The sequence below is a fragment of the Terriglobales bacterium genome, from assembly GCA_035567895.1.
GTDB lineage: Bacteria > Acidobacteriota > Terriglobia > Terriglobales > Acidobacteriaceae > Gp1-AA112.
Genome location: DATMPC010000076.1, coordinates 39,831 through 63,795, shown reverse-complemented (window position 1 = coordinate 63,795; position 23,965 = coordinate 39,831). Strand labels below are relative to the sequence as shown.

At 55.4% G+C, this 23,965-nt stretch carries 16 protein-coding genes; 7 read left to right on the top strand and 9 right to left on the bottom strand.

The features are described 5' to 3' along the window. Positions 1–46 precede the first annotated feature (46 nt). The 3 genes from VNX88_15890 to asd form a co-directional block, all read right to left on the bottom strand. Positions 47–733 carry a dihydrodipicolinate reductase C-terminal domain-containing protein gene (locus VNX88_15890; GenBank protein HWY70149.1) on the bottom strand — a complete coding sequence of 229 codons (687 nt, stop codon included), beginning with the start codon at positions 731–733 and terminating at the stop codon, positions 47–49. Positions 734–927: 194 nt separating this feature from the next. After that, on the bottom strand, positions 928–2,301 hold the full coding sequence (gene lysC / locus VNX88_15885) for a lysine-sensitive aspartokinase 3 (GenBank protein ID HWY70148.1): 1,374 nt from the start codon (positions 2,299–2,301) through the stop codon (positions 928–930). A gap of 174 nt (positions 2,302–2,475) precedes the next feature. Then, on the bottom strand, positions 2,476–3,528 hold the full coding sequence (gene asd / locus VNX88_15880) for an aspartate-semialdehyde dehydrogenase (protein ID HWY70147.1): 1,053 nt from the start codon (positions 3,526–3,528) through the stop codon (positions 2,476–2,478). A 443-nt stretch (positions 3,529–3,971) separates the two neighbouring features. On the opposite strand from asd, the gene VNX88_15875 reads away from it, so the two are divergent. The 3 genes from VNX88_15875 to VNX88_15865 all read left to right on the top strand — a co-directional run bounded on the left by VNX88_15875 (position 3,972) and on the right by VNX88_15865 (position 12,512). After that, positions 3,972–6,146: a carboxypeptidase-like regulatory domain-containing protein gene (locus VNX88_15875; protein HWY70146.1), complete on the top strand. Its 2,175-nt coding sequence runs from the start codon at positions 3,972–3,974 to the stop codon at positions 6,144–6,146. 336 nt (positions 6,147–6,482) lie between these two features. Continuing rightward, positions 6,483–7,919 carry a hypothetical protein gene (locus VNX88_15870; protein HWY70145.1) on the top strand — a complete coding sequence of 479 codons (1,437 nt, stop codon included), beginning with the start codon at positions 6,483–6,485 and terminating at the stop codon, positions 7,917–7,919. 345 nt (positions 7,920–8,264) lie between these two features. Continuing rightward, positions 8,265–12,512: a carboxypeptidase-like regulatory domain-containing protein gene (locus VNX88_15865; protein ID HWY70144.1), complete on the top strand. Its 4,248-nt coding sequence runs from the start codon at positions 8,265–8,267 to the stop codon at positions 12,510–12,512. A 54-nt stretch (positions 12,513–12,566) separates the two neighbouring features. Here VNX88_15865 and VNX88_15860 read toward each other — a convergent pair whose 3' ends face one another. From VNX88_15860 to VNX88_15850, 3 genes are all read right to left on the bottom strand, one after another. Further along, positions 12,567–13,634, bottom strand: a complete 1,068-nt coding sequence (locus tag VNX88_15860) for an AI-2E family transporter (GenBank protein HWY70143.1) — start codon at positions 13,632–13,634, stop codon at positions 12,567–12,569. Between the two features lie 156 nt (positions 13,635–13,790). Beyond that, on the bottom strand, positions 13,791–14,504 hold the full coding sequence (locus tag VNX88_15855; protein HWY70142.1) for a hypothetical protein: 714 nt from the start codon (positions 14,502–14,504) through the stop codon (positions 13,791–13,793). Further along, complete coding sequence (locus tag VNX88_15850) at positions 14,501–15,046, bottom strand: shikimate kinase (protein ID HWY70141.1); 546 nt, start codon at positions 15,044–15,046, stop codon at positions 14,501–14,503. The genes VNX88_15855 and VNX88_15850 overlap by 4 nt, the downstream gene beginning before the upstream one ends. A 254-nt stretch (positions 15,047–15,300) precedes the next feature. Here VNX88_15850 and VNX88_15845 point away from each other — a divergent pair, with 254 nt between their 5' ends. Then, positions 15,301–15,666 (top strand): four helix bundle protein, encoded by a 366-nt coding sequence (locus VNX88_15845; GenBank protein ID HWY70140.1) that lies wholly within the window; start codon positions 15,301–15,303, stop codon positions 15,664–15,666. A 31-nt stretch (positions 15,667–15,697) separates the two neighbouring features. Here VNX88_15845 and VNX88_15840 read toward each other — a convergent pair whose 3' ends face one another. Beyond that, positions 15,698–16,012: a hypothetical protein gene (locus VNX88_15840; GenBank protein HWY70139.1), complete on the bottom strand. Its 315-nt coding sequence runs from the start codon at positions 16,010–16,012 to the stop codon at positions 15,698–15,700. 23 nt (positions 16,013–16,035) lie between these two features. Then, entirely contained in the window at positions 16,036–16,551 is a 516-nt protein-coding gene (locus VNX88_15835) for a sigma-70 family RNA polymerase sigma factor (GenBank protein ID HWY70138.1), read from the bottom strand. A 675-nt stretch (positions 16,552–17,226) separates the two neighbouring features. Here VNX88_15835 and VNX88_15830 point away from each other — a divergent pair. From VNX88_15830 to VNX88_15820, 3 genes are all read left to right on the top strand, one after another. Next, positions 17,227–17,349, top strand: a complete 123-nt coding sequence (locus VNX88_15830; protein HWY70137.1) for a hypothetical protein — start codon at positions 17,227–17,229, stop codon at positions 17,347–17,349. 297 nt (positions 17,350–17,646) lie between these two features. Next, positions 17,647–19,458, top strand: a complete 1,812-nt coding sequence (locus tag VNX88_15825; GenBank protein HWY70136.1) for a methylmalonyl-CoA mutase family protein — start codon at positions 17,647–17,649, stop codon at positions 19,456–19,458. A 168-nt stretch (positions 19,459–19,626) separates the two neighbouring features. Next, complete coding sequence (locus VNX88_15820; protein ID HWY70135.1) at positions 19,627–21,759, top strand: prolyl oligopeptidase family serine peptidase; 2,133 nt, start codon at positions 19,627–19,629, stop codon at positions 21,757–21,759. A 236-nt stretch (positions 21,760–21,995) separates the two neighbouring features. Here the strand turns inward: VNX88_15820 and VNX88_15815 are convergent, their stop codons facing one another. Next, on the bottom strand, positions 21,996–23,951 hold the full coding sequence (locus VNX88_15815; protein ID HWY70134.1) for a glycoside hydrolase family 97 protein: 1,956 nt from the start codon (positions 23,949–23,951) through the stop codon (positions 21,996–21,998). Positions 23,952–23,965: the final 14 nt, after the last annotated feature.

Genomic DNA, 23,965 nt, shown 5'->3' with positions numbered 1-23,965 from the left:
CTTCGTGACCGTGGGTTTTCCTTCGTGACCTTCGTGTTCGCCGTTTCTACTTCGGAAGCTCGCGGAAGATTTTGCGAAATTCGTAGAAGCCGCTCTTCCCCTTTAGCCACTCAGCGGCTCGCACCGCTCCTTCGGCAAAGCCGCGGCGGTTCTTGGCGTCATGCACGAGCATCATGGTGTCATCGGGACCATCAAGCAGGAGCACGTGTGCGCCAATTGTGTCTCCTTCGCGCACAGAGGTAATCTCCGGCTTAACTTTTCCCACTTCGGCAACGATGCGCTGAATGGAGACTGCCGTTCCCGACGGAGCGTCCTTCTTCTCCGTGTGATGGCGTTCGACGATGCGTGGCGAGTAGCCGTGGCCCACACCCTGCGCAGCAGCTGCGGCGATTTCGAAGAAGACGTTCACGCCGATAGAAAAATTTGATCCGTAGAGTAGCGCTGCGCGTGCATCCAGGACCTGCCGCTCGATCTCCTCCAGATGCTGATACCACCCTGTTGTCCCGACAACCATTGCCTTCTTGATGCGAATGCAGGCCTGCATGTTCTCCAATACTGCGTCAGGGTTGGTGAAGTCGATCACGACATCGACATCGCGGAGACGCTCCGGAGTGAGCGCACTAGCGTGTTCGTTGTCGCGTGACGAGAGCACTTGCAGATCGTGTCCACGCTGTCGCGCGACTTCAGCTACAAGCGATCCGGTTTTGCCGTGGCCCAGCAGTAGGAGGTTCATTCGAACTCTATTTCACGTGGAGGCACAAAAAACAACACCCAGTGTGAAACCACGAAGGACACGAAGGTGCACGAAGGAAAAACCAAAAGAGATTCGAGCCTGATTTGCAATCCTCTTCCTTCGTCCTTGTGCCCTTTGTGGTTACGCCCCGGTTCTTTTCTCCGTGCCCCCGTGTCTCCGTGGTGAAATCGGCTTCAAGCGAAGATCGCCGGATCGGGATCGGCGAAGAATACCTTGTGTAGTGTTCGCACGGTCTCGTCCACATCGTCTTCCTCGATCACGAAGCTGATGTTGATCTCTGAAGCTCCCTGGGAGATCATGCGCACGTTCGTCTCCGGGAGCGCGCCGAACACTTTTGCGGCGATGCCACGGGTGCCGCGGATGTTCTCCCCCACCAAGCAGACTATCGCCTTACGGCCCTCATACTTCACGTCCGCGAGCTGTTCGAGATCAGCGGCGATTGCGGGAATCGCTTCGGTCGAATCGACCGTCAGTGAAACGCTCACTTCTGATGTCGAAACCATGTCCACGGGACAGCGATGGCGGTCGAACACTTCGAAGATGCTTTTCAGAAAGCCATGCGCCATCAGCATGCGCGTGGCCACTACATCCACGATGGTGATTCGACGCTTCGCTGCGATAGCTTTGAAATAATTGCGGCACTGTGGAGCTCGGGCGGTGATTCGCGTACCTTCACAGGATGGGTTGCGAGAGTTCAGGACAAGTACGGGAATGTCCTTCTGCACCGCCGGCAATAGCGTCGCAGGGTGCAGGACCTTGGCCCCGAAATAGGCGAGTTCGGCGGCTTCGTCGAAGCTGATTGTGCGAATACGGTGCGCATCCTTGCACAGCCGTGGGTCGGTGGTCATCATGCCGTCGACGTCCGTCCAAATCTCGATCGATTCCGCTCCGAGTCCGGCGCCAACGATAGCGGCGGTGAAATCTGAGCCGCCTCGTCCCAACGTCGTCGTTGCTCCTTCGCGAGTACTGCCGATGAATCCTCCCATAATGGGAATTTGCTTCTTATCGAGCAGCGGCTTGACGAGATGGGCGAGGCGAAGATCGATCTCAGGGAAAAGAGGTACCGCTTTGGTGTGGTTCGCGTCGGTGATCACGCACTTGCGGGAGTCGACATGCGCCGCGGGCAAATCGCGCACGGAGAATGCGGACGCCACCATCCGGCTGGAAATCCGTTCACCGAACGAAGCGATTAAGTCGGTAGTGCGTGGAGTCAGCTCGCCTACGGCGGCGATCCCGCGCAGTAGTTCGTCCAGCGCGTCAAATTCGGATTCGAGCTCGGAATGAAATTGCGTGAATAATCCGGTGCCGAGCAATTCACCTGCAGTGGAATAATGACGCTCGCGCAATCCACGCGAAAGCTCGAGTGCCTTGTCCGGATCACCAGCACCTGCGGCTGCGCCGGCTGCAAGTAGTTGGTCGGTGACCTTGGACATCGCGCTGACGACTACGACCGGTATGCGATCGCGACGACTGGCCACGATCTTCGCGGCGCGATCGATCGCGGAACTGTCTTCCACGGAGGTGCCACCGAATTTCATTACGATCATCGGCAGCTCCGGGAAAAACAACTGCTCACGCAGATAGACGCAGATTCATGGATGGACGCAGATTTTGAGTGGGAACACTTTGTTTCCTTCAAATCTGCGTGAAGCCCTAAATCCGTGTAAATCTGCGTGAGTTGTTGCAGTTGCTTTTGTCTTGAGTTCATCGAAAGGGCGAGCTCAACACAAGTATCCATCGTACTTGAGCAGCTCAGCATTGAGCAGCGCAGCGCCTGCCGCGCCACGAATCGTGTTGTGCGACAAAACGCTGAACTTCCAGTCGAGCAACCCGCACGGACGCAGACGCCCGACAGTGGCGCTCATTCCGCGTCCGCGATTCACGTCGAGGCGCGGCTGAGGACGGTCGACTGAGCTGTCATAAATCACTGGATGCTCGGGAGCCGTGGGCAGCGAAATCTCCTGAGGACGAGCGCGGAACGAACGCCACTGCTCCAGAATCTCCTCTGCTCTGGCTGACTTTTTCAACTTGATCGAAACAGATTCCGTGTGGCCATCTTCCACCGCGACGCGGTTGCACTGCGCGCTGATCTTGAACGCAGCATCCTTTACCGCTCCGTTTTCCAGCACGCCCAAGAGCTTCCGGGTTTCGGCTTCCAGTTTCTCTTCTTCTTTGGGAATAAACGGAATTACGTTGCCGAGGATGTCGAGCGAAGCGACGCCCGGGTATCCAGCGCCACTCACGGCCTGCATGGTTGCTACGAAGACCGCTTCCACGCCGAAGACACGGTGAAGCGGAGCCAGCGCCATGACGAGTCCGATAGCGGAGCAATTTGGGTTTGTGGCGATGAATCCGCCGTTGCGCTTGCGGGACGGTTGCTTGTCGATCAGCTTCAGGTGATCGCCGTTTACCTCGGGAATCACCAGCGGCACGTCTGCCTGCATCCGAAACGCGCTGGAGTTGGTGATGACGGCGTGCCCAGCCTCAGCAAACTTCGGCTCGAGTTCCTTTGCAATTCCTGCATCGAGGGCCGCAAAAATGACTTTGGGCGCGCCATCGGGTGCGGCATCACTCACGCGCATCCCGGCGACACGCTCAGGAATGGGCGTGTTCAACTTCCAGCGCGCGGCTTCAGCATAAGAAAGTCCGGATGAACGCTCAGAAGCCGCCAGCCATGTCACCTCGAACCAAGGATGGTGCTCCAGGAGCTGCACAAAACGCTGTCCGACCATGCCGGTCGCGCCAAGTATTCCGATGGGGATCTTGTTCGGCATCTTCAAGGAATTGCTTCCTTGTTTACAGTAGCAGCTTTGAAAAAGCACTAAAAGTGTTCATCTACGGTGGGACCAGAACCGGAAAACGCGGGACTAATAACTCCCATCAATAACCGTTCATACAAAATTTAACCAATTCTGCCCCTTTTCACTCCGCTTCATCCCTGACAACGATCATCGGCATGTGCTAAGCTGCCCGGCCAAATAGGGCTCCCGGGCCTGGTTGCACTTGGGTAGGGACGTCCTAAAGCAGCTCTTTTCATAAGTCGTCTGGATTCTTATTCAGCGCTTCCGGCTTAACGCCTCTGGCGACTGATATTTCTGGAGGGTCGTATGCAGGGCAGCAAATCCCCCATCAGACACCAAGTCTGATACTCGCGAGCTGTACACCCATCTCACAATTAACGCAGCTCGGAAAGAAAGCTCTAGCAGTACTAACCATATTGATACTCTTCTTGGCGCTGGGTGCGAGCGCCACATTTGCTCAAACTGGTGCGACAGGAGCAATTGTCGGTACCGTAACCGATCCGCAAGGCGCAGTCGTTCCCTCAGCCGATGTCTCAATCATAGACAAGAGCACGAACACTACTTCAAAGACGGCGACAAACAGCGCGGGGCATTACACATTCCCCAACGTCAGTCCCGGAACCTACGACATAAAGATTAGTAAGCAAGGCTTCCAAACCGCATTCGTGCGCGACCAGAGAGTCGAAATAGGGAGGTCTTTGACTGAAGACATCAACCTGCCAGTGGGCTCGGTGACGGAAGAGATCACTGTGGAGACTACTGGCACCGAACTTCAGACGATGAATGCCACGGTTGGCAACACGGTAAATGGAGTTGCGCTGGATTCGCTGCCGAGTCTTGGCCGGGATGTAAGCACCTTTGTGACTCTGCAGCCCGGAGTCAGCCCAGATGGAAGCGTAGCGGGCACGGTTGTTGATCAGGCCAGTTTCCAACTTGATGGCGGCAACAACACGAATGACATGGACGGCAGTATGAACGTGTACACGCCGAGCTTCGGAGGAGACCCGACGGGTGGCATTGCCAGCCAGCTCACCGGCGTAGGTACGCCAACGGGAGTGATGCCTACGCCCGCGGATAGCGTCGAGGAATTCAAGGTAAATACCGCGAATCAGACCGCGGACTTCAATAACTCCTCGGGCGCTCAAGTGCAGGTAGTGACAAAGCGCGGAACCAACACTATTCACGGCACTGTTTACGAGTACTACCTCGACAACAATTTCAATGCGAACACTTGGGACAACAACCTTTCAAAAACGCCAATTCCGGGATATCACTACAGCCGCTTCGGCGCGGCGCTTGGTGGTCCAATCATTCCAAAGGAGATTCTCGGCGGAAAGACGTACATGTTCGGCAACTACCAGGGATTCCGGTGGCCGAACTCCATCACTATCGAGCGGCCGGTTCCGACGGCGGCCATGCGCAATGGACTGCTGACCGACACGAGCACGGGCATCCAGTACAACCTTAAGACGCTCGATCCTCGTGGGATCGGCATCAATCCTATCGTCTCGCAAATGTGGACAAAGTACATGCCACTCCCGAACGATCCAGGCTGCACCGGATCGTTTATTAGCGGCTCCCTGCTTGGCAGCCGATGTGACGGAGTGAACACCCAGGGCTTCAAGGGCAACATCGCCCTTCCCCAAAAAGATGATTTCGGGGTGGTCCGGCTTGACCATGATTTTGGTGCAAAGTGGCACTTCAATACCAGCTACCGCATCTACAAACTGACTCGAGCAACTGCCGACCAGTACGATATCGGCGGGTTCTTCCCTGGCGATAAATTAGGCACGCCGACGTCGAATTCGAATCGTCCGCAGCAGCCTTGGTATTACGTGGCCGGACTAACAATGAATATCAGCAGCAGTACCACCAACGATTTCCACTACAGCTATCTGCGCAACTATTGGTCGTGGTCCACGCAAGGCGATCCTGTGCAGTTCGCCGGCTTGGGCGGAGCCATCGAGCCGCTCGGAGAGCAGCACTACAATGTCCTTGCACCATATAACGTGAACACGCAACAGACCCGTACGCGATTCTGGGATGGACACGATAACTTCCTGCGGGACGACGTTACTATGCTGCATGGGACCCATCTGCTCCAGTTCGGCGGGCAGTATCAACGCAATTGGAATTATCACCAGCGCACAGACAACGGTGGCGGAATCAACTATTACCCTGTGTACCAGCTCGGGGACTCTAATGGCGCGCCCAATGTTGACATGTCAGCTTTGGGACCGGATACAACCGCCTTTAATCGAATGGCTGCGGCTATCTACGGAATCGTGACCGATTCGCAGATTGCGTTTACCCGAACGGGAAAAAACTTGGCCTTGAATCCGCCGCTCACTCCGGCAACGGACAAGAGCACGATTCCGTATTACAACATCTACTTCAGCGACAGTTGGCACCTTAAGCCGAACTTTACTTTCACGTATGGTTTGGGTTGGACATTGGAAATGCCTCCCACCGAGCAAGATGGCAAACAGGTAATTCTGGTGGATGCGCAGAATAATCCGCTGAACTTGAGGATTACCTCAACGCCAAAAAGAATGCGGCATTACAGGGTCAGGTTTTTAATCCAGTTGTAGGCTTCTCCCTTATTGGGAACACCGCGAATCCGTCGAAGTATCCCTACAATCCTTTTTACGGATCATTCAGTCCCCGTGTCGCTGCCGCCTGGAACCCGCACTTTGGTAGCGATAGTTGGATGGGGAAGATCTTTGGCGACGATAAGAGCGTTTTCCGCGCAGGCTACGGTCGAATCTATGGTCGTTTGAATGGCGTGGACTTAGTGCTCGTTCCGCTGCTGGGTACCGGCCTCATTCAGCCGGTTCAGTGCAAAACACCCAACCGGAACGGACAATGCGCTGGACCGCTTGATCTGACTAGCGTTCCGAATTGGCGTTGACGGGAACAACGCTCCCTTGGGCGTAGCTAAACAGAACCTTCCCCAACCCGTATTTCCCGGCATCAATGATATTGCTGCCGGCGCTGGCGAATCGCTGGATCCTAACTTCCGGCCCAACGTCGTGGATTCGTTTGACGTCACCATCCAGCGTCAGCTAACGAATCGGGTGACGATGGAAGTTGGATACATTGGGCGTTTGATTGACCACGAGTATCAGCCCATCAACATTAATGCAGTTCCCTACATGATGACAAAAGGTGGGCAGACCTTTGCTCAGGCCTATGCAAACGTTGAGACCGCCATGAAATGCAACGTCTCAGCAGCGGCTTGCGGCGCAGCTGGTGTGCCAACCGTAGCGGCACAACCGTTCTTTGAGGCAGCACTTTCTGGTACCGGTTTCTGCACCGGCTTTGCAAACTGCACAACTGCTGTCGTCAACAAGCAATTCGGCAACTTCCAGAATCAGGCAGTGTGGGATTTGTGGTCTGCCCTGGACCAGGGAGGAACGAGTCCAGGATTCAACTTTGGCTGCAGCATGCTTAACTGCCCAATCGCCACTTCTGCCTCGGGTCAGCTCACCAGCGGCGTTGGCGTTAACGCCAGCATCGGCCACGGGAATTACAATGCCGGTTTCGTTTCGCTGCGCATGAATGATTGGCGTGGACTTACTTTGCAGCAGAACCTCACTTACAGCAAAGCGCTGGGAACTGGAGCTTTCGTCCAGGCCACGAGCGGCTACACCGCGGACGATCCCTTTGATCTCGACAAGATGTACGGCGTACAGGGATTCGATCGCACCTGGGTCTACAACATTTTTGCCGTATATCAACCGCCGTTCTACAAGAACCAGCAAGGCCTGGTGGGACACCTTCTAGGTGGGTGGGACATTGGCACAATCTTCACCGCAGGCAGTGGAGAACCACTGTTCTGCAACACTCTCACCGGAGCTGACTTCCAAGGTGGGTCCGGAGCCCAGGGCTTTGGGGGAGCCGACAACGTTGACTTCAACGATACCGAGAACTGCATTTTCACGGGCAAGTCCAGTCCGAGCAACTCGGTCCATAAGAATGTTGCAGGCGGCACCGATTCATTCGGAAACAATGTGGGAACATCTACGGCGGGCACCGGCAATGCTGCGCTCAACATGTTCTCGAATCCCGTAGCGGTCTATAGCCAGGTTCGTTCTCCGATTCTGGGAATCGACAACCGGGCTGGAGGCGTGGGATCGTTCCGCGGCATGCCCTACTGGAACATGGATCTGAGCTTGAAGAAGAAATTCAGAATAACGGAGCGGTTCAATAGCGAATTCCAGGTTGTGTTCACGAATGTCCTGAACCACAACCAGTTCTTTGACCCGTTGCTCGACCTCCAGACACCGAGCGCCTTCGGCGTCCTCAATTCTCAAGGCAACAACCCGCGTCAAATGGAGTTTGGTTTGAGAGTCAGCTTCTAACGAAGGCCTCTTCTCCAGCAAATGGCCGGTATCGGAAGATTCGATACCGGCCTTTTTCTTCCGGGTACCTGCCTCACGCCCGCTCTGGATCAAACCCATACCGGGGACGAGACCACAGAATCTAGGGACTTATTGTTGTTACAGATACGACTTATCCAAATTTTGACGCCTTTCGCCCCTTTCTGCCTCGCTTAGTCCCTGACAGCCACTATCAGCTTGTGCTAAGCTGCGCGACCAAATAAAGAAGCCAAGCCTTGTTGATCGGGTTTGGTTGAGGCCCCCTTCATAAGTCGTCTGGAATTTTGCTCGGCGCCACAAGCCGTCCGAGATTTTCTGGAGGGACGCATGACAAGCCAAGTCTCGCCATGTCAGAGGCCACTTCTGACAGGCAGAGGAGTTTTTTACACCCCAGTCACGTTTAAAGACGAAGTATCTAAAACGATCGTCCGATTCCTCGCGTGGGCAGGTTTCCTACTTGCGCTTTGCGCGATGCCGCTGTTCGCTCAAGTCGGCTCGTCGGGCACCATCGTTGGCGTCGTAACCGACAACTCAGGAGCGGTACTCGTCGGCGCCAACATCACGGCCACCGACACTACGACGACCGAGAAACGCGCCACGTCCACCAACACCGCGGGTCGCTATGTGTTTGCGAACCTTCCGCCCGCAACGTACGAAATCACTGTCACTCAGCCCGGCTTCAAGGCTGTAAAGATCAGGCAGGACGTAAACGTTGGTTCCGTTGCAACTACGAATATCTCGCTCGAAGTCGGAGCTGTCAGCACAGTGGTCGAGGTGCAGGCTAGTGGCGCTCAGCTGCAGACGATGAACGCCACGATCGGCACCACCATGAACTTCGACATGGCGCAGGCGCTGCCGGGGCTTAGCCGTGATGTTTCCGGTTTGGCACTACTACAGCCTGCTACAACGCCTGTTAATGGAACTGCCGGACAAGCGGGTTCAGTGGCTGGTTCCAATGCGGACCAGAACATGTTCGTGCTCGATGGCGGCAACAACTCCAGCGATATGGACGGCACAAACACGGTTTACCTAAGCGGCTTCGCCGGCAATCCGATCACTGGCGGCGGCAGCGCAGTCCCCAACGGGGTTGTGCCCACTCCGATCGAGAGTATTGAGGAGTTCAAGGTTGGCATCGCCGGACAAACCGCCGACTTCAACTCTGCGGCAGGCAGTCAGGTCACGATGGCGACTCGACGCGGCACGAACACGTGGCATGGCACAGGTTACGAGTACTATTACGGAACGAATTTTTCGGCCAACAGTTGGGCGAACGGCCATACACCCTCGACCGATCCCGCTACCGGCGGCACTCGAGGTTTCACACCGCTACCTTCGCGTCACCAGAATCGCTTTGGCGCTTCTGCGGGCGGACCAGTTCTGCCTTTCAACTTTCTTGGTGGAAAGACTTACATCTTCGGCTTCTACCAAGGGGTTCGCTTTCCCAACATCACGACTTTAGAGAAATCAACTCCTTCTCCCCTACTGCGAGCGGGTGTTATACAAATCCAGAACAGTAGCTCCAACCCGATCACTCTGAACGGGGTGAGTTTCGCGCCGAATGCCTGGATGCCGTTCAACCTCAACCCGAACCCGGTTACGGTAAACGGCGTCACCTACCAGCCGGCGAACGTATGCGGCTCTGGTGGCAATCAGCCGTGCGATCCACGCGGCATCGGAATCAACCCAATCGTCAACCAGATTTGGTCGCAGTTCATGCCGGTAGGCAACGACCTTGCTCCGACTTCAACGGTCGGCGATTCGTTTAACACGATTGGCTACAGAAATACAATCAGACTGCCGCAGAGCGACAACAACTGGGTTGTCCGCCTAGATCACGACTTCGCAAAGAACTGGCATTTCATGGGCAGCTACCGCTACTACAAGCTGAGCCAGGCAGATCTTGCTCAAGCTGACGTAGGCGGCATTCTGGGAGGAACCAAGGGCCAATATACTTCGACCCGCAACTTGCCGTCGTATCCGTCGATCCTCGTCTTCGGGCTCAACACCACGATTGGCTCAAACCTGACAAATGACTTCCACTATAGCTACACCTACAACTGGTGGCAGTGGGGCGATGCGGGAGCTCCTCCCCAGCCCATTGCTGGTTTGGGCGGCGCTGTAGAGATTGGTGGCGAGACCACGGCAGCCGGAGGTGGCCGCAATGCCTTGATTCCGTACAACGTCAATACGCAGGACGTCCGTACGCGCTTCTGGGATGGCCAGGATCATATGTTCCGCGACGATTTGAATCTGCTGAAAGGCAACCACCTGTTCCAATTTGGTGGCCTCTATCAGCGCAACTTCGATTGGCACGATCGCAATGACAATGGCCAGGGAACCATGGCCGCGAATGTGTATCAGGTGACCGATGGTGCGGGAATCTCCTGGTCGGGCTTCCTGCCACCGACGAGTATTGTGCCTTCATCGCAACAAAGCAACTTCCAGACGCTCGTCGCCGACGTGCTTGGAATCGTGAGTCAACCGCAGACCCTCTACACCCGAGCTGGATCGGATCTTCATCTGCTTCCGCTGGGTACGCACGCGCAAGACAAGAGCATCATTCCCTATTACCAGGGCTATTGGAGCGATACCTGGCACATGAAGCCCAGTTTCACCGTTACGTATGGCCTCTCGTACGCGGTGGAGATGCCACCATACGAGACATCCGGCAAACAGGTGATGCTGACGGATCAGGGTGGGAACGCAATCCGCATGACGGACTACCTTGCCCAGCGAAAAAGCGCCGCTCTCGCTGGACAGGTTTACAACCCGGTTCTCGGCTTTGCTCTCGTGAACAACGTGACCGGCGGGCGCAAGTATCCGTACGATCCGTTTTACAAGGGCATAAGTCCACGGGCCTCTGCAGCCTGGAACCCGCATTTCACCAGCGGCATCCTTGGCTCACTTCTCGGTGACGGCAAGAGCGTCATTCGTGGCGGTTACAGCCGCATCTACGGCCGGCTCAACGGCGTAAACCAAGTGCTGGTTCCACTTCTGGGTACCGGCATCATGCAGGCAGTTGCTTGCGTGGGGGCGTCGAGCAACGGTCAGTGTTTAGGAACGGGTGGCGTAAATCCATCGACTGCGTTCCGAATCGGGACCGACGGCCTGGTCGCACCTCTCGGCGGCGCTCCTTCCAGCACGCTAGCGCAACCTTACCTCCCTGGCGTTAACGGCAATTTAGCGGCGGCGCCGGGCTCGGGACTCGATCCAGATACGCGACCCAGCGTTAACGACTCGTTTACTTTGTCCATCCAACGCGAGGTCTCATCAAAGCTCTTTGTTGAAGCTGGGTACATCGGAAAGATCATCAACAACGAGTTCCAGGAGATTAACGTTGATGCGATCCCGTACATGACTACGCTCGGCGGACAGACCTTCGCTAACGCTTACGCCAGTATGTACACGGCGATTTGCGGACTGAATGTACAAGTATGTCCCGCTGCGAACGTGACCACACCTACGCCGCAGCCATTCGTTGAGCAGGCATTAGGCGGGCCAACTTCTAACTTCTGCAAGGCAGCGGCCAGTTGTACCGCCGCGCTAATTGCAGCGCAACGTTCATTGATTGCCTCGAATCGCGTGTATGAACTATGGAATGCAATGGCGACCTCTACTTCATGGACGTTAGGCAGGACCAATCCGGGAATGAATCCACCGGGCGGGTGTGCGGCCAATGTCATTGTTTGCCGCCAATTCCAGGCATTTGAGTTCGACACCAGCAACGGCTACGGCAACTACAACGGGCTGTTCGCAACTGCTACTTTCCGCGATTGGCACGGAATCACTGCGCGCTCGAACTTCACCTGGGGCCGCTCGTTCGGAACCGGTGGAGAGGTTCAGGCCCGCAGCACGCGCACGGTTCTCGATCCCTGGAATCTGGAAAGCGAGTACGGACCGAACGGATTTGACGTGAAGTTCATTTACAATATGGCTCTCAATTACCAGCCATCGTTTTACAAAACCCAGCAGGGAATTCTGGGACACCTGCTCGGTGGCTGGTCGATCTCACCATTATTCACTGCGCAGAGCGGTTTCCCGCTGAATGTGGTCCAACAGGATGGCTCGGGAACGAGCACGAGCCGGGAAGCGTTCGGTCAATCTGATCCGAGCCAAAGCTCCATCTACAACGTGGTCCTCACCAACGGTAGCTTCAACGGCGGCAACTCTCTCAACTACTTCAAGACGTCGCCAACCGGAACAGTTGGCACGACGGCAACGTCGAAGGGCGCTACCGGCACCTCTACGGAGTGGCTCAACATGTTCGGCGATCCAACGGCAGCTTATGGCCAGTTCCGTCGGCTCATTTTGGGAGTTGACGAGCGCGGTAACGGCTTTGGCATCCTCCGGGGATTCCCGCGTTGGAACCTCGACATGACGGTGACCAAAGACATCCGCGCAACTGAGCGGGTTGGTCTCACCTTCACTGCGATGATGACTAACGTGCTGAACCATTTCCAACCGGACGATCCGTCGATGAATCTCAACAGTCCGGCAACTTTTGGCCGAGTCAGTGCCCAGGCAACGGGATACGACTCACGCCAGATTGAGTTCGGGTTGCGCTTAAGATGGTAGAAATGTTTGAGTCTAAAAGGAGGGCTTATCGGCCCTCCTTTTCTTGTTTGAGATCTAGAATTCGTGAGTGGTGCGGCTCACTTCGAAGTCGTGGTCGTGGGTGACGATCCTTTGTTTCTGCACAAGGTATTCGTCCACCAGCACGGCAACCAGCGCGGCTGTTGGAACTGCAACCAGCGCCCCGAGAATCCCGGCCATCGTGCCTCCGATCATCAGGGCCGTAATCACGCCAAGTGGAGGCAGGTCGATGGTGCTCTTCATGATTCTCGGCGCGAGGAATGCGTTCTCCAACTGGTAGTAGATGCCGTAGAAGATCAGCACGCCAAGTAGCTTGTGCCAGGAATCGAAGGCAGCCACCATGCTGGCTAGCGCGAGTGAACTCAGCGCTCCCACAACGGGAACAATGTTCGCCAGCGCTGCAAACGCAGCAAGCACGTAGTAGTATTTCACGTGCATCAAACCAAAAACTACGAAACTGCTCGCTCCTATACTCATCATTAGCGCACCCTGGCCTACCAGCCAGTGCCGCAGCCGCTCCTCAGCCCGCAGCAGCGTGCGCGAGAGTCGCTCGCGCTGATCGAGCGGGAATAGTGTGATTGCCCAAGTAAATACACTTTCCCCATCGATGATGAAATACGAAGTGAGCACGATTCCGGTGAACAGGCCAAACATGCTGCCTGCGAGCCCGGTGAAGAATCCGAATGCGCCACCTGATGCGGCTGCGATGTAGTCGTCGATTTTGGTTATGTCGATGCTTTCCACGAAAGGCACGTTGCGAGCGCGGTTAGCAAGTTCGGCTAAACGACGCGGCCACTCCGAAGCCATCGAACGGGCATCATGAAAGATCGGTGGCAGAGCGAAAACCAGAAACAGAGTCAGGACGGTGGCGAGTCCCACGATCAGGATTAGCAACGCAATGCCATGCCCCGGACGCCATTTCCCAATGTGAATTCTCGCAATGAGCTGAATCAGAGGTGAGAGTACTACGGCAAAGAGAGCACTTACATAGATCAACAACAGCATGTGGCGAACGACGTAGGCAGCGTATAGTCCGCCGAGCACCGCCACGGTAAAGAGGATGTCGGCGCGACGATTCGGAGTGGCATGGAGAACGGGAGACATGGGTATCGGGTGATCGGGTCATCGGGTGATCGGGTGAAGTAACAGCCAAGACTTCTCCGCGTTCGGCCTGCCAGCGTATAAATGCAAACCGTTTACTGGAGGAAGTGGATAGCCAATCGCTTCTACTTCACCCGATGGCCCGATGGCTCGATTCTTCTAGTCTCGCACGACCTCCAGGCCGGAAGCTGAGGCCGCGATTCTCACGACCTTTTGTTGATCGTCGATGTAAACCAGAACGTTGCTTTCATCGGTGTGAAGGCGAAAGCTGTTGCACTCGACATCCTTCCCTTTCAGCGAGATCTTTTCTTTGCCTTTGAAGTCGACCGTCACTATTTCCGTTGCGTGCTGAGTCGGTATGAGCACGCCAAACTGCTGGGGAGCGGGGTTGCACCTCAATCCTTCCGGCTTCAACGTACATCCGAGTGCAAGATATCGCCAAATCAGGATCTCGCGATGCAGGAAGAAGTTGTCGTCGAGAATTGGCGTCGAGTGCGGCATCAGATGGGGCACGTTAAACGACTTTTGGTTTGGCCCGGCATTGATGATCTCGCTCAGGAACTCATCTTTCGGCACTACGGAAAGCTCGGCTTTAACCGGTCTATCCTGCTGCCAGCCGTAACGAACAATCTCCCCGCGGTCCGTGAGTTCCATTTCGGAACGCTGCATGGAGCCGTCTTCGACCTTCAGCTCAGATTTCGCCGTGCTTCCCCCTGCGCGCTGTTCGATCTTGAAAGTCTCGGTGGCGACCCTCCGGCCGTTCACGAAGACTCCGAAGCTCCCTGAATCAACGATTTGAGCGCTCGGAGCTTTCGCCTGCAAGGCGCAGACAACTGTCACCGTGAGAACGAAAGTGCTGAGGGTAAATTTCATTCCGCCTCCTGATTTCCCGGACTCAACTGCAAAGTCGAAGCAATCTCCTGAGCAACCGCTAGCGGCGTTTTTCCGTCGGTCCGCACCGTCGCATGCGCGGTGCGATAAAACGGCAGCCGCTCTTCGTACAAAAACGTAATCTGATCGCGGTCCTGCAGGAGCGGACGGTAACCGGGAGCTGAGGCGCAACGGCGCAATGCCTCTTCCAGGCCCACGTCCAGATACACCACAGAGGCGGAATGGTCGCGGATAATCTGCCGGATTGTTTCCTGCACGAAGGCGCCGCCACCCAGAGCGATAGCGGCCGGCTCGTCTTCGAGCGTTTTGAGAAGTTCACGCAGCGATTGGGCTTCTAACTTGCGAAAACCTGACTCGCCTTGCTCGGCAAACAGCGCTGGAACCGTCCGACCAGTGCGGCCTTCGATGAGCGCGTCAAGATCGTAAAACGACCAATTCAGCACTCGAGCAAGTTCCCTGCCGACTGTAGTCTTGCCGGCCCCCATGAATCCGACGAGTACAACTAACTCCGATTCACTCGTCATATCCGGACTCTGCGGCTGCTAGTGCCTACTTTCTCAGCTCGCCTGAGCTTAGAAGACCACAGCACTCATTCGCTTCTCGGGCGGATTCTATCACCGAAGGTCAGTGCCCAAGCCCACCGACGGGGTATCTGCGAAGGTGCACCTTGGTAACGCGGGGGACAGGTTACAGGGGACAGGGAACAAGGAAAACCGGGGGGGGTGCAAGTCAGACGCGCGTAGGAGCGCACAAGGAGTTTCCGATTTATTTTGTGACGATGGGAAGCGTTACTTCACATCGTGATCTCGTCGTGTGGCAGAAATCGATGGACTTGGCTGTTCTCGTCTATCGGCTGAGTCAGAAATTTCCTTCCAGTGAGGCGTATCGTCTTGTCTCTCAAATGACGCGCAGTGCGGTATCAGTTCCAGCCAATATTGCAGAGGGGCACGCGAGGAGCAGCAGGAAAGATTATTCGCACTTTCTTTCGGTCGCCAAAGGTTCCTTGATGGAAACCGAAACCTACCTGATGCTTTCAGTTCGATTGAGATACATTACTGAAGATGACGCAGGATCAGCGTTGAGTATCATCACAGAACTCAGCAAAATGATTACCGCAATCCGATCGAAACTAGCCGATAACTAACGCAGGAGACCGAATTGGGGCCGCTTGAGCTTCAACGCCCCCTGTAACCTGTCCCCTGTTCCCTGTCCCCTGAGATTTCAGCTACTTTTTTTTTTCCGGCGCTATGCGCCTTGGCTTGTGGGCGAACTAAGCCTTCCCGTTCCAGCGAATCCTGAATGTTGTCCCAAACCTTAGGACTGGGATCGCGTAAGGGCAGAAGCAGCTTTGCCTGGTCGGCGATGTAGCGCAGGTCCTGTACCAGATCGGAACAGATCTGGCAGGTCTTCAGGTGTTCCATCTCCCCAGCGTCCCCGCCACCGCTCTCGAACGTGTATGGCAGGACTTCTTGAAATTCGGCGCATGTCATTTTCTTCCGCTCTCCCGTCCCGCTCATCGCCGCACCGCCTTCTCTGCCTTGCTCTGCTTTAACAGGTCGCGGAGCTTCATTCTTGCCTTGTGCAGCTGTGATTTGCTGTTGCCGATGGAACATCCCATCATCTCCGCGATTTCATTGTGCTCATATCCTTCGATGTCATGTAGCACAAAAATGATGCGATACCCCGGGGGAAGATTCTCGATTGCGCGCTCCAAATTCACGCGGTCAATCGATCCGGCGAGCACGTTATCTCGAGCGCCAATGTCCTTCTTGGGCCCGTCTTCCTGCTGCGGCTCCAGCGTTTCTTCCAATGAAACTTCGGGCAGCCCCTTCTTCCTAAGGTGCATCAGCACTACGTTTACAGATAACCGATGCAGCCAGGTGGAGAATGCCGACTCACCGCGAAAGGTTCCGATCTTGCGGTAAAGCTGAAGAAACGCCTCTTGCGTCAAATCCTCGGCCTCAGCGGTATTTCCCGTCATCCTTAAACACAGTGAATATACCCGGCGCTTGTGAAGTCCATAAAGCAGCTCAAAAGCATACGCGTCGCCGCCCTTGGCCTGCTCGATAGCTTCGGCTTCGTTGAATCCTGCCGCAGCTCTCTTGGCGGTAGACTTCGGCTGCGGCGCGGGCTTTTCTTTTAACTGTGCTGGGGCTGTAATGGATTTTTCCTCTCAAACTTCGATGCGCCCGAACTGCTGTCCGTTGTATCAGCTTGGAATGATTGGAGATACCTGTGGAAATCTCATGAGGCCCGCCCTTCCACCTTCAGGTTTCGGGAAGGACTTTCCAGAATCTGCCATGCAGATACGCTAGCTTACAAGACGCTCCCGGACGAGCAGGGAGAATAACAGGGGAGCTTCCGAATTCGAGCTCGAAATCGTCGAATTCTGCCCGAAATGCGCAGATTTCGTTCTAAACCAGGGAATTAACAGCGAGTTCTGTGGATTTCTCCCTACGCCGCTGTCAACAAAGCGCTTAACGCTGTTTAGCCCGGGACTCAAAAAAATAACAAGGAACGATCAGGGATCTTCCGTTTTTACGAAGGCATTTTCCGCAGTCTTGTTCCGTCCAACTCAGTAGCGAACTCTAGTCTCTTTCTCCTTGCTATAGTCGGGGCAGTGGAACCAGGCACTCCCAGTCCAAGCCCAGAAGAACCGACGTCGGATCCCCGCCGCTCTCTCTTCTGGATGTTCATCTCATTCATGGGAATCTCCATCCCGAAACCAGGGCAGGAGAATCGTGCCCTGCGGCTACTGATCATTGGAGTGATTCTGGTGCTGATCTTTGTTGCGGCAGGAATGCTTACACTCTTTCGGCTCTGGTGAAAGCCGGAGTAGCTCTGTTCCGATCTAAATCTGGATGAAACGATCCGGTCCTGGCAGAGCATCACAGCCGGGCACACGCGCTGTGGAACTGAGATTACTCAGGTTCTCCCGAGTCACGAGCCTCAGCGCATCCTGGACTACCTCTCTGAGCAAATGCAGTTGTCCACTTCTAATTAGTCGGGACCGCTTGCGGGCATTTTGAAGCGCTTCATTGCTCTCCCTCTCCGGCCTCTTCTATGATTGAGAGTTCGGCTTCCATACGTGCGTGAACGCCGCGAGGTGCGGCACTGGGGATCTATGTCCGCTGAAAAGCAGAGTAAGAAGAGCTCTCGAAGCCTCGCTGAGAGCCCGATCCACGACACATTCGACCAGCGCCATCCCTCTCCCGCCGAAAAGGAATGGGCCGAAGAGACACTTCTTCCCGCCCTGGAAAAGGCGCCAGAACAACCGATCGGAGCAGCGTCCGGCGTAAACCTTGACGAGAACGGCAACGCCCGCTTCACGACCATTTCGGGAATGCCGGTGCGGCGCCTACATACGCAGGCCGATCTCCCTGAGGACTGGAGCGCAGAGAAGTACCTCGGCTACCCAGGACAGCCACCATACACGCGCGCGATCCACGCCTCCGGTTATCGCGGCAGGCTATGGACGATGCGCCAGTTCTCCGGCTTCGCATCTCCCGAGGAAACGAATCAGCGTTACAAATATTTGCTCGCCCATGGGACTGGCGGACTCTCGGTTGCCTTCGATTTGCCCACGCTGATGGGATTCGATTCCGATGCTCCCGAAAGTGAAGGTGAAGTCGGTAAGTGCGGCGTCGCCATCGATTCACTCGAGGACATGGAGATTCTGTTCAACGGTATCGATCTCGAGAAGACCACGGTCTCGATGACCATCAATTCGCCCGCTTCAGTGTTATGGGCGATGTATCTCGTGGTGGCGGAGAAGCAGGGCGCCAACTGGAAGAATATCTCGGGAACGATTCAGAACGACATCCTGAAAGAGTACATCGCGCAGAAGGAATATATCTATCCGCCGGCTCCTTCCATGCGCCTCGTGATCGATACCTTCGAGTTCGGCACGCACTTCACGCCAAAGTTCAACAGCATATCCATCAGCGGATACCACATTCGCGAAGCCGGTTCGACCGCTCTTCAGGAACTCGCCTTCACAATTTATGACGGCGTCGAGTATGTCGAGTGGGCGCGGCGCCGTGGACTTAACGTCGATGAATTTGGTCCCCGACTGAGCTTCTTCTTCAACTCGCACAACGATTTCTTTGAAGAGATCGCCAAGTTCCGCGCTTCACGCAAAATCTGGTATCGGCTGATGAAGGATCGCTTTGGCGCGAAGAATGCCCGCACCTGGCTGATGCGCTTTCATACGCAGACGGCTGGCGTATCCCTAACCGCGCAGCAGCCATTGAACAATATCGCCCGCACAGCTGTTCAGGCCCTCGCCGCGGTGCTCGGTGGAACTCAGTCTTTGCATACCGACAGTTACGACGAAGCTCTGGCCCTCCCAACCGAAGACGCTGCCCGCATCGCGCTGCGCACGCAGCAGGTGATCGCTTACGAATCGGGAGTCGCGCAAACGGTCGATCCTCTCGGTGGTTCGTACTTCGTCGAAAAACTCACGCTCGACATGGAGAAAGGCGCATTCGACTACTTCGACAAACTCGACGCGATGGGCGGGATGGTGAAAGCCATCGAGCGCGGATATCCGCAAAAAGAAATTGCAGAGGCCGCATATCAGTACCAACGTGCCGTGGAGAACAAAGAGAAGCTGATCGTCGGCGCTAACGAGTTCCTGATCGAAGAAACCCTTCCAAAAATCCTTTACATCGACCATGAGGAAGTGGCCAATCACCAAACCAGAAAGCTCAATGCCCTCAAATCGCGCCGCTCAAACGAACAAGTAAAGCGCTGCCTCGAAGCGCTGAAAAAGGCTGCCGCACAGGAGCCCGTAGTAAAAGCCGACGGCAGGATGTCCGACGCGAACACCATGCCGTACATCATTGACGCGGTGCGAGCTTACGCAACGGTAGGCGAAATCTGTAACTCGCTGCGGGAAGTTTATGGGACGTATGAGGAAGTGAGCGTGACGTAAGACTGCAGCAATAAGCAATAGGCGATAGGCAATAAGCACTTCGCCTTCGCTAACAATTCAATCGTCCATAACCAACAAACGGGGCGAGGGGCGCCCGGCGCTCCGCTCTTAGCCTATTGCTTATCGCCTATCGCCTATGGCCCCACGGTTCGTGGTACAACTTTGCTCATGAAAATCCGGTTACTCATCCTCTGCACCCTTCTTCCCTGCTTGGCTGCCATTGCTGCTGACCTTCCACAAAAAGAAGTTCACGGAGGTCATGGAATTACTCTTCCGGCACCGCCGCCAACGGAGGCCAAGCCAGTGACCGATACCGTTTCGGGACACTCGCTCACCGATCCGTATCGCTGGCTTGAAGATCAATCGAGTCCGGAGACGCGCGCGTGGATCGACTCGCAGATGCGCTACACGCAGCAGTACTTGTCGCAGGTGAAGGTGAGGCCAGAGCTTGTCAAACGGCTCACCGAACTCGAGCACGTCGAGACGATTGGGATCCCAATCGAGCGCAATGACACGTACTTCTATACCAAGCGGCTGCCCGACGAGAACCAGGCATCAATCTACATCCGCAAGGGTCTGCATGGAAGCGATGAACGGCTGATCGATGCGACGAAGTTGAGCGCCGATCAAAATACGTCGGTGCACGTGAATGACGTTTCCGAAGATGCCTCGCTGCTCGCGTACGGAGTGCGTGAGGGCGGAGCCGACGAACAAACCGTTCACTTGATGGACGTACCAAATCGCAAGGAGCTCGCCGACGTTCTGCCCCGCGCGCGTTACAGCGGCGTGAACCTGTCTCCCGACAAGCAGGGACTGTACTACGCAAAATATGAACCCACGGGCACGATCGTCTATTACCACCACATCGGGAGTCCGCTGGATTCCGATCAGCTTGTCTTCGGCAAGGAATACAAGGGCGAGAAGTTCGGACAGATGGAACTCATCTCTCCCGACATCACCGAGAACGGACGATATTTACTAATTTCTGTAGGTCACGGTGTGCCAGCCAAGCGCGTGGACATCTACGCCAAGGATCTGCGCAAGCCCGATTCTGAACTTCGCGAGATGATCCACGGCATCGACAGCCGCTTTACGCCGGTGAACTATGACGACGATCTATATGTCCTGACCGACTACCAGGCCGAGAATTATCGAGTTCTCAAGATAACCATGAGCGATCCGGTTGCCGACAAGTGGCAAGTCATCGTTCCCGAGGGCAAGGATGCCATTTCGGGAATCTCGATCGTCGGCGGCAAACTCTTTGTCACCGGACTGCACGACGTCGTCACCGAGACGCGCATATTCACCCTTGACGGTAAGCAAACCGGCACCATTACATATCCTGCTTTGGGCTCGGCATCGGAGGTCTTCGGGCGCGAAGATTCCAAACACGGTTTTTACACATTCGATTCCTTCAACATCCCTCCTGTGATTTATCACTACGACATTGCGACTGGAAAGGCTGATGTTTTTGCCAAACCCAAGGTCCCGTTCAACTCCGACGCATACGAAGTGAAGCAGGTCTTCTACAACTCGAAAGACGGCACGCGCGTGCCCATGTTTATTTCGTCGAAGAAAGGTCTGAAGCAGAACGGGAGCGTACCGACCTTAATGTACGCATACGGCGGTTTTCTGCTTTCGCAAACTGCGCATTGGAATCCTGAGTACGCCTGGTGGATGGAACAAGGCGGCTTCTACGCGCAACCTAACCTGCGCGGTGGAGGCGAGTACGGTGAAGCCTGGCACAAGGCGGGCATGTTCGAGAAGAAGCAAAACGTCTTTGACGATTTCTTCTCCGCGGCCGAGTACCTGGTCACAAACAAGTACACCTCGCCTGCGCGTCTAGCCATTCGCGGACGCTCCAATGGCGGCCTGCTGATGGGGGCTGCGCTCACGCAGCGTCCATATCTGTTCGGAGCGATTTGGGTCGGCTATCCGTTGCTCGACATGATTCGCTTCCACAAGTTCCTCGTCGGGCGCTGGTGGACGTCGGAGTACGGCTCTGCTGAAGAACCTGAGCAATACGCATACCTGATCAAGTACTCTCCGTATCAGAACGTGAAGGCGGGCACGAAATATCCAGCGATCATGCTGAATACCGGCGATTCGGATACGCGTGTGGCTCCGCTGCACGCACGTAAGATGACTGCATTGCTTCAAGCCGAGGACGGAAGTGATCGCCCTGTGCTGCTGCATTACGAGCTCAAAGCGGGACACAGCTCCGGAGTCTCGCTTCAGCAACTGGTCAACGACACAGCAGACGAGCTGGCTTTTCTCTGGAATGAAACCAGTGGGAAGTAGCCAGCCAAAACTCGTCTAGTTTCCAGCGATGTGTTTAGGGAGGGGCATCGGCTTTTAGCCGTGCCGTCGAGGGCACCGCCAATTTGTCCGGCTTTAGCCGCTGAGGTAAGTCTTTCGTTTGGTCCGAAGTATTCGCTGCCCGACGGAACCAGCGGCTAAGCCGGAGTCTTGATTGTTCGTTAACGGCACGGCTGAAGCCGATGCCCTTTCCTACTGCCTCAATCCTTGTAGCACTCTTAAGGATGGATTCTCGCCGCCCAGCCTCCGCCGGGTGCGAGCTTGATCGTCACCTTTGTGCCTTTATTCACGCGCGTCGTCTTCTTCTTGTAGTCGCTCGCCCATCTATCCGCGTTGATGCCATCCTGGTAGGCGTCCATTGTGAAACTTCCCTCGGGCAAGAAGGACAAGTCAATATCAAGGCTGCGCGGAGTCCAGTCAGTCATCGCCCCGATATACCAATCGAGTCCGTTTCGTTTGGCGACCACAACGTAGTCGGCGATCTTCGCATCGAGCACTTTCGTGTCATCCCATTCCGTCGGAACCGCCGCGAGGAATTCCATCGCTTCGGGCTCTCGCAAGTAGTTTGACGGAGTATCCGCCAGCATCTGCAATGGGCTCTCGTAGACGACGTACATTGCGAGCTGATGGCAACGCGTACCGAGCGACATTGGCTGGTTGTGGATCGGAGCAAAGCTTTTCTTCGATGCGTTGCGCATCGCTCCGGGCGTGTAGTCCATTGGGCCGAGGAACATGCGCGTGAAAGGCAGCGTAACGTTGTGCTCTGGCTCGGTCTCGGCGCTCCACTTGCTCCACTCAAGCCCACGGACACCCTCCGCGTTGATCAGGTTGGGCCACGTGCGCGTCATCGAAGCTGGTTTCTGGTCGCCATGAAAATCCACCAGCATCTTCCGCTTGGCAGCTTCCCTACACACCTTTGCGTAGAAGTTCATTACAGGCTGATCGCTACGCTGCATGAAGTCAACTTTGATCCCTTTGATTCCCCATTTTTCGTATTGATCGAGCGCCGGAATCAGTTGATCGTCGAGCGTCTTCCAGACGACCCACAGAACGATTCCGACGTTCTTCTGTTTCGCGTAGGTGGTAAGTTCCTCCATATTTATTTCAGGAACTACGTCTAGCACGTTACCCCGCTTGTACCAGCCCTCGTCGAGGATTATGTAGGGAATACCGTACTTAGCGGCGAAGTCGATGTAGTACTTGTAAGTCTGAGTATTAATTCCCGATTGGAAATCGACACCAGAAATGTTGTTGGCGTTCCACCAGTCCCAAGATACTTTTCCCGGCTTGATCCAGGAAGTGTCCTGCAGTTCCGACGGTTTCTGCAGCAACCAGACCAACTCGTTTGTCAGTAGATCGCCATCCTTCTCCGCGATACCAATCACTCTCCACGGGAAGGTTCGCGTCCCGGAAGTGACCGCGATGTAGTCGGCACTCTCGACAACCCGAAAGTCACGGTCACCTTCCAGCTTTTCTTTCAATGGATACGGCGGAAAAGCCGCAGCGAGTCCGTTGCCGCTAGTGCCTCGCAACCACATGCCCGGGTAATCTTCTACATCGGATTCCGCGATCGCTACCTTTGTGCCTCCTGCGTCTACAACGGCAGGCAGACTCGCCAGCGATCCTGTCCCAATTCCGCTCAGGAACTGCGGCAGATATTTGCGTTCATTGTGGGAGAAGAAACTGTCTTCCTGCGGATAATAGGCCACCAAATTACTGGGGAAGTTCCAGTTGTCCTGCTCGCCATAGACCTTCACCTGTTGCGTTGCCTGAGAGGTTTCGAGGCGATAGGCGATGCCTTCGTCGTAAGCGCGGAAGACTACCCCGTACCCGCCCTCCATGCTGAGGCGCAATTCCTTGTAGTGGTCACGAATCTGCGCAAACTTTTGGCGTACCGTGGGCTTGATTATCTGATCGTTCTCCCGCTCCTTCGCCTCGACCACCTTCGGCTGCAGACCCAGCGGTTTATGCTCGACATCGAGCGAAAACGTGCTGTTCTCAAGCAGCGTTCTCCCGCCTAACAGCACGTCATATTGGATCTTCTCGCCGACACGAATCTTGATTTGGATTCGACCATCGGGTGAACGCAGCTCGTGGTTCGACTGTGCGCTCATCATTCCCCAGAACCAAAACTGCAGCGTGAATAAGAGGAGGCTCTTTGCAAGTTTGCCCAAAAGGGTTCACCTCT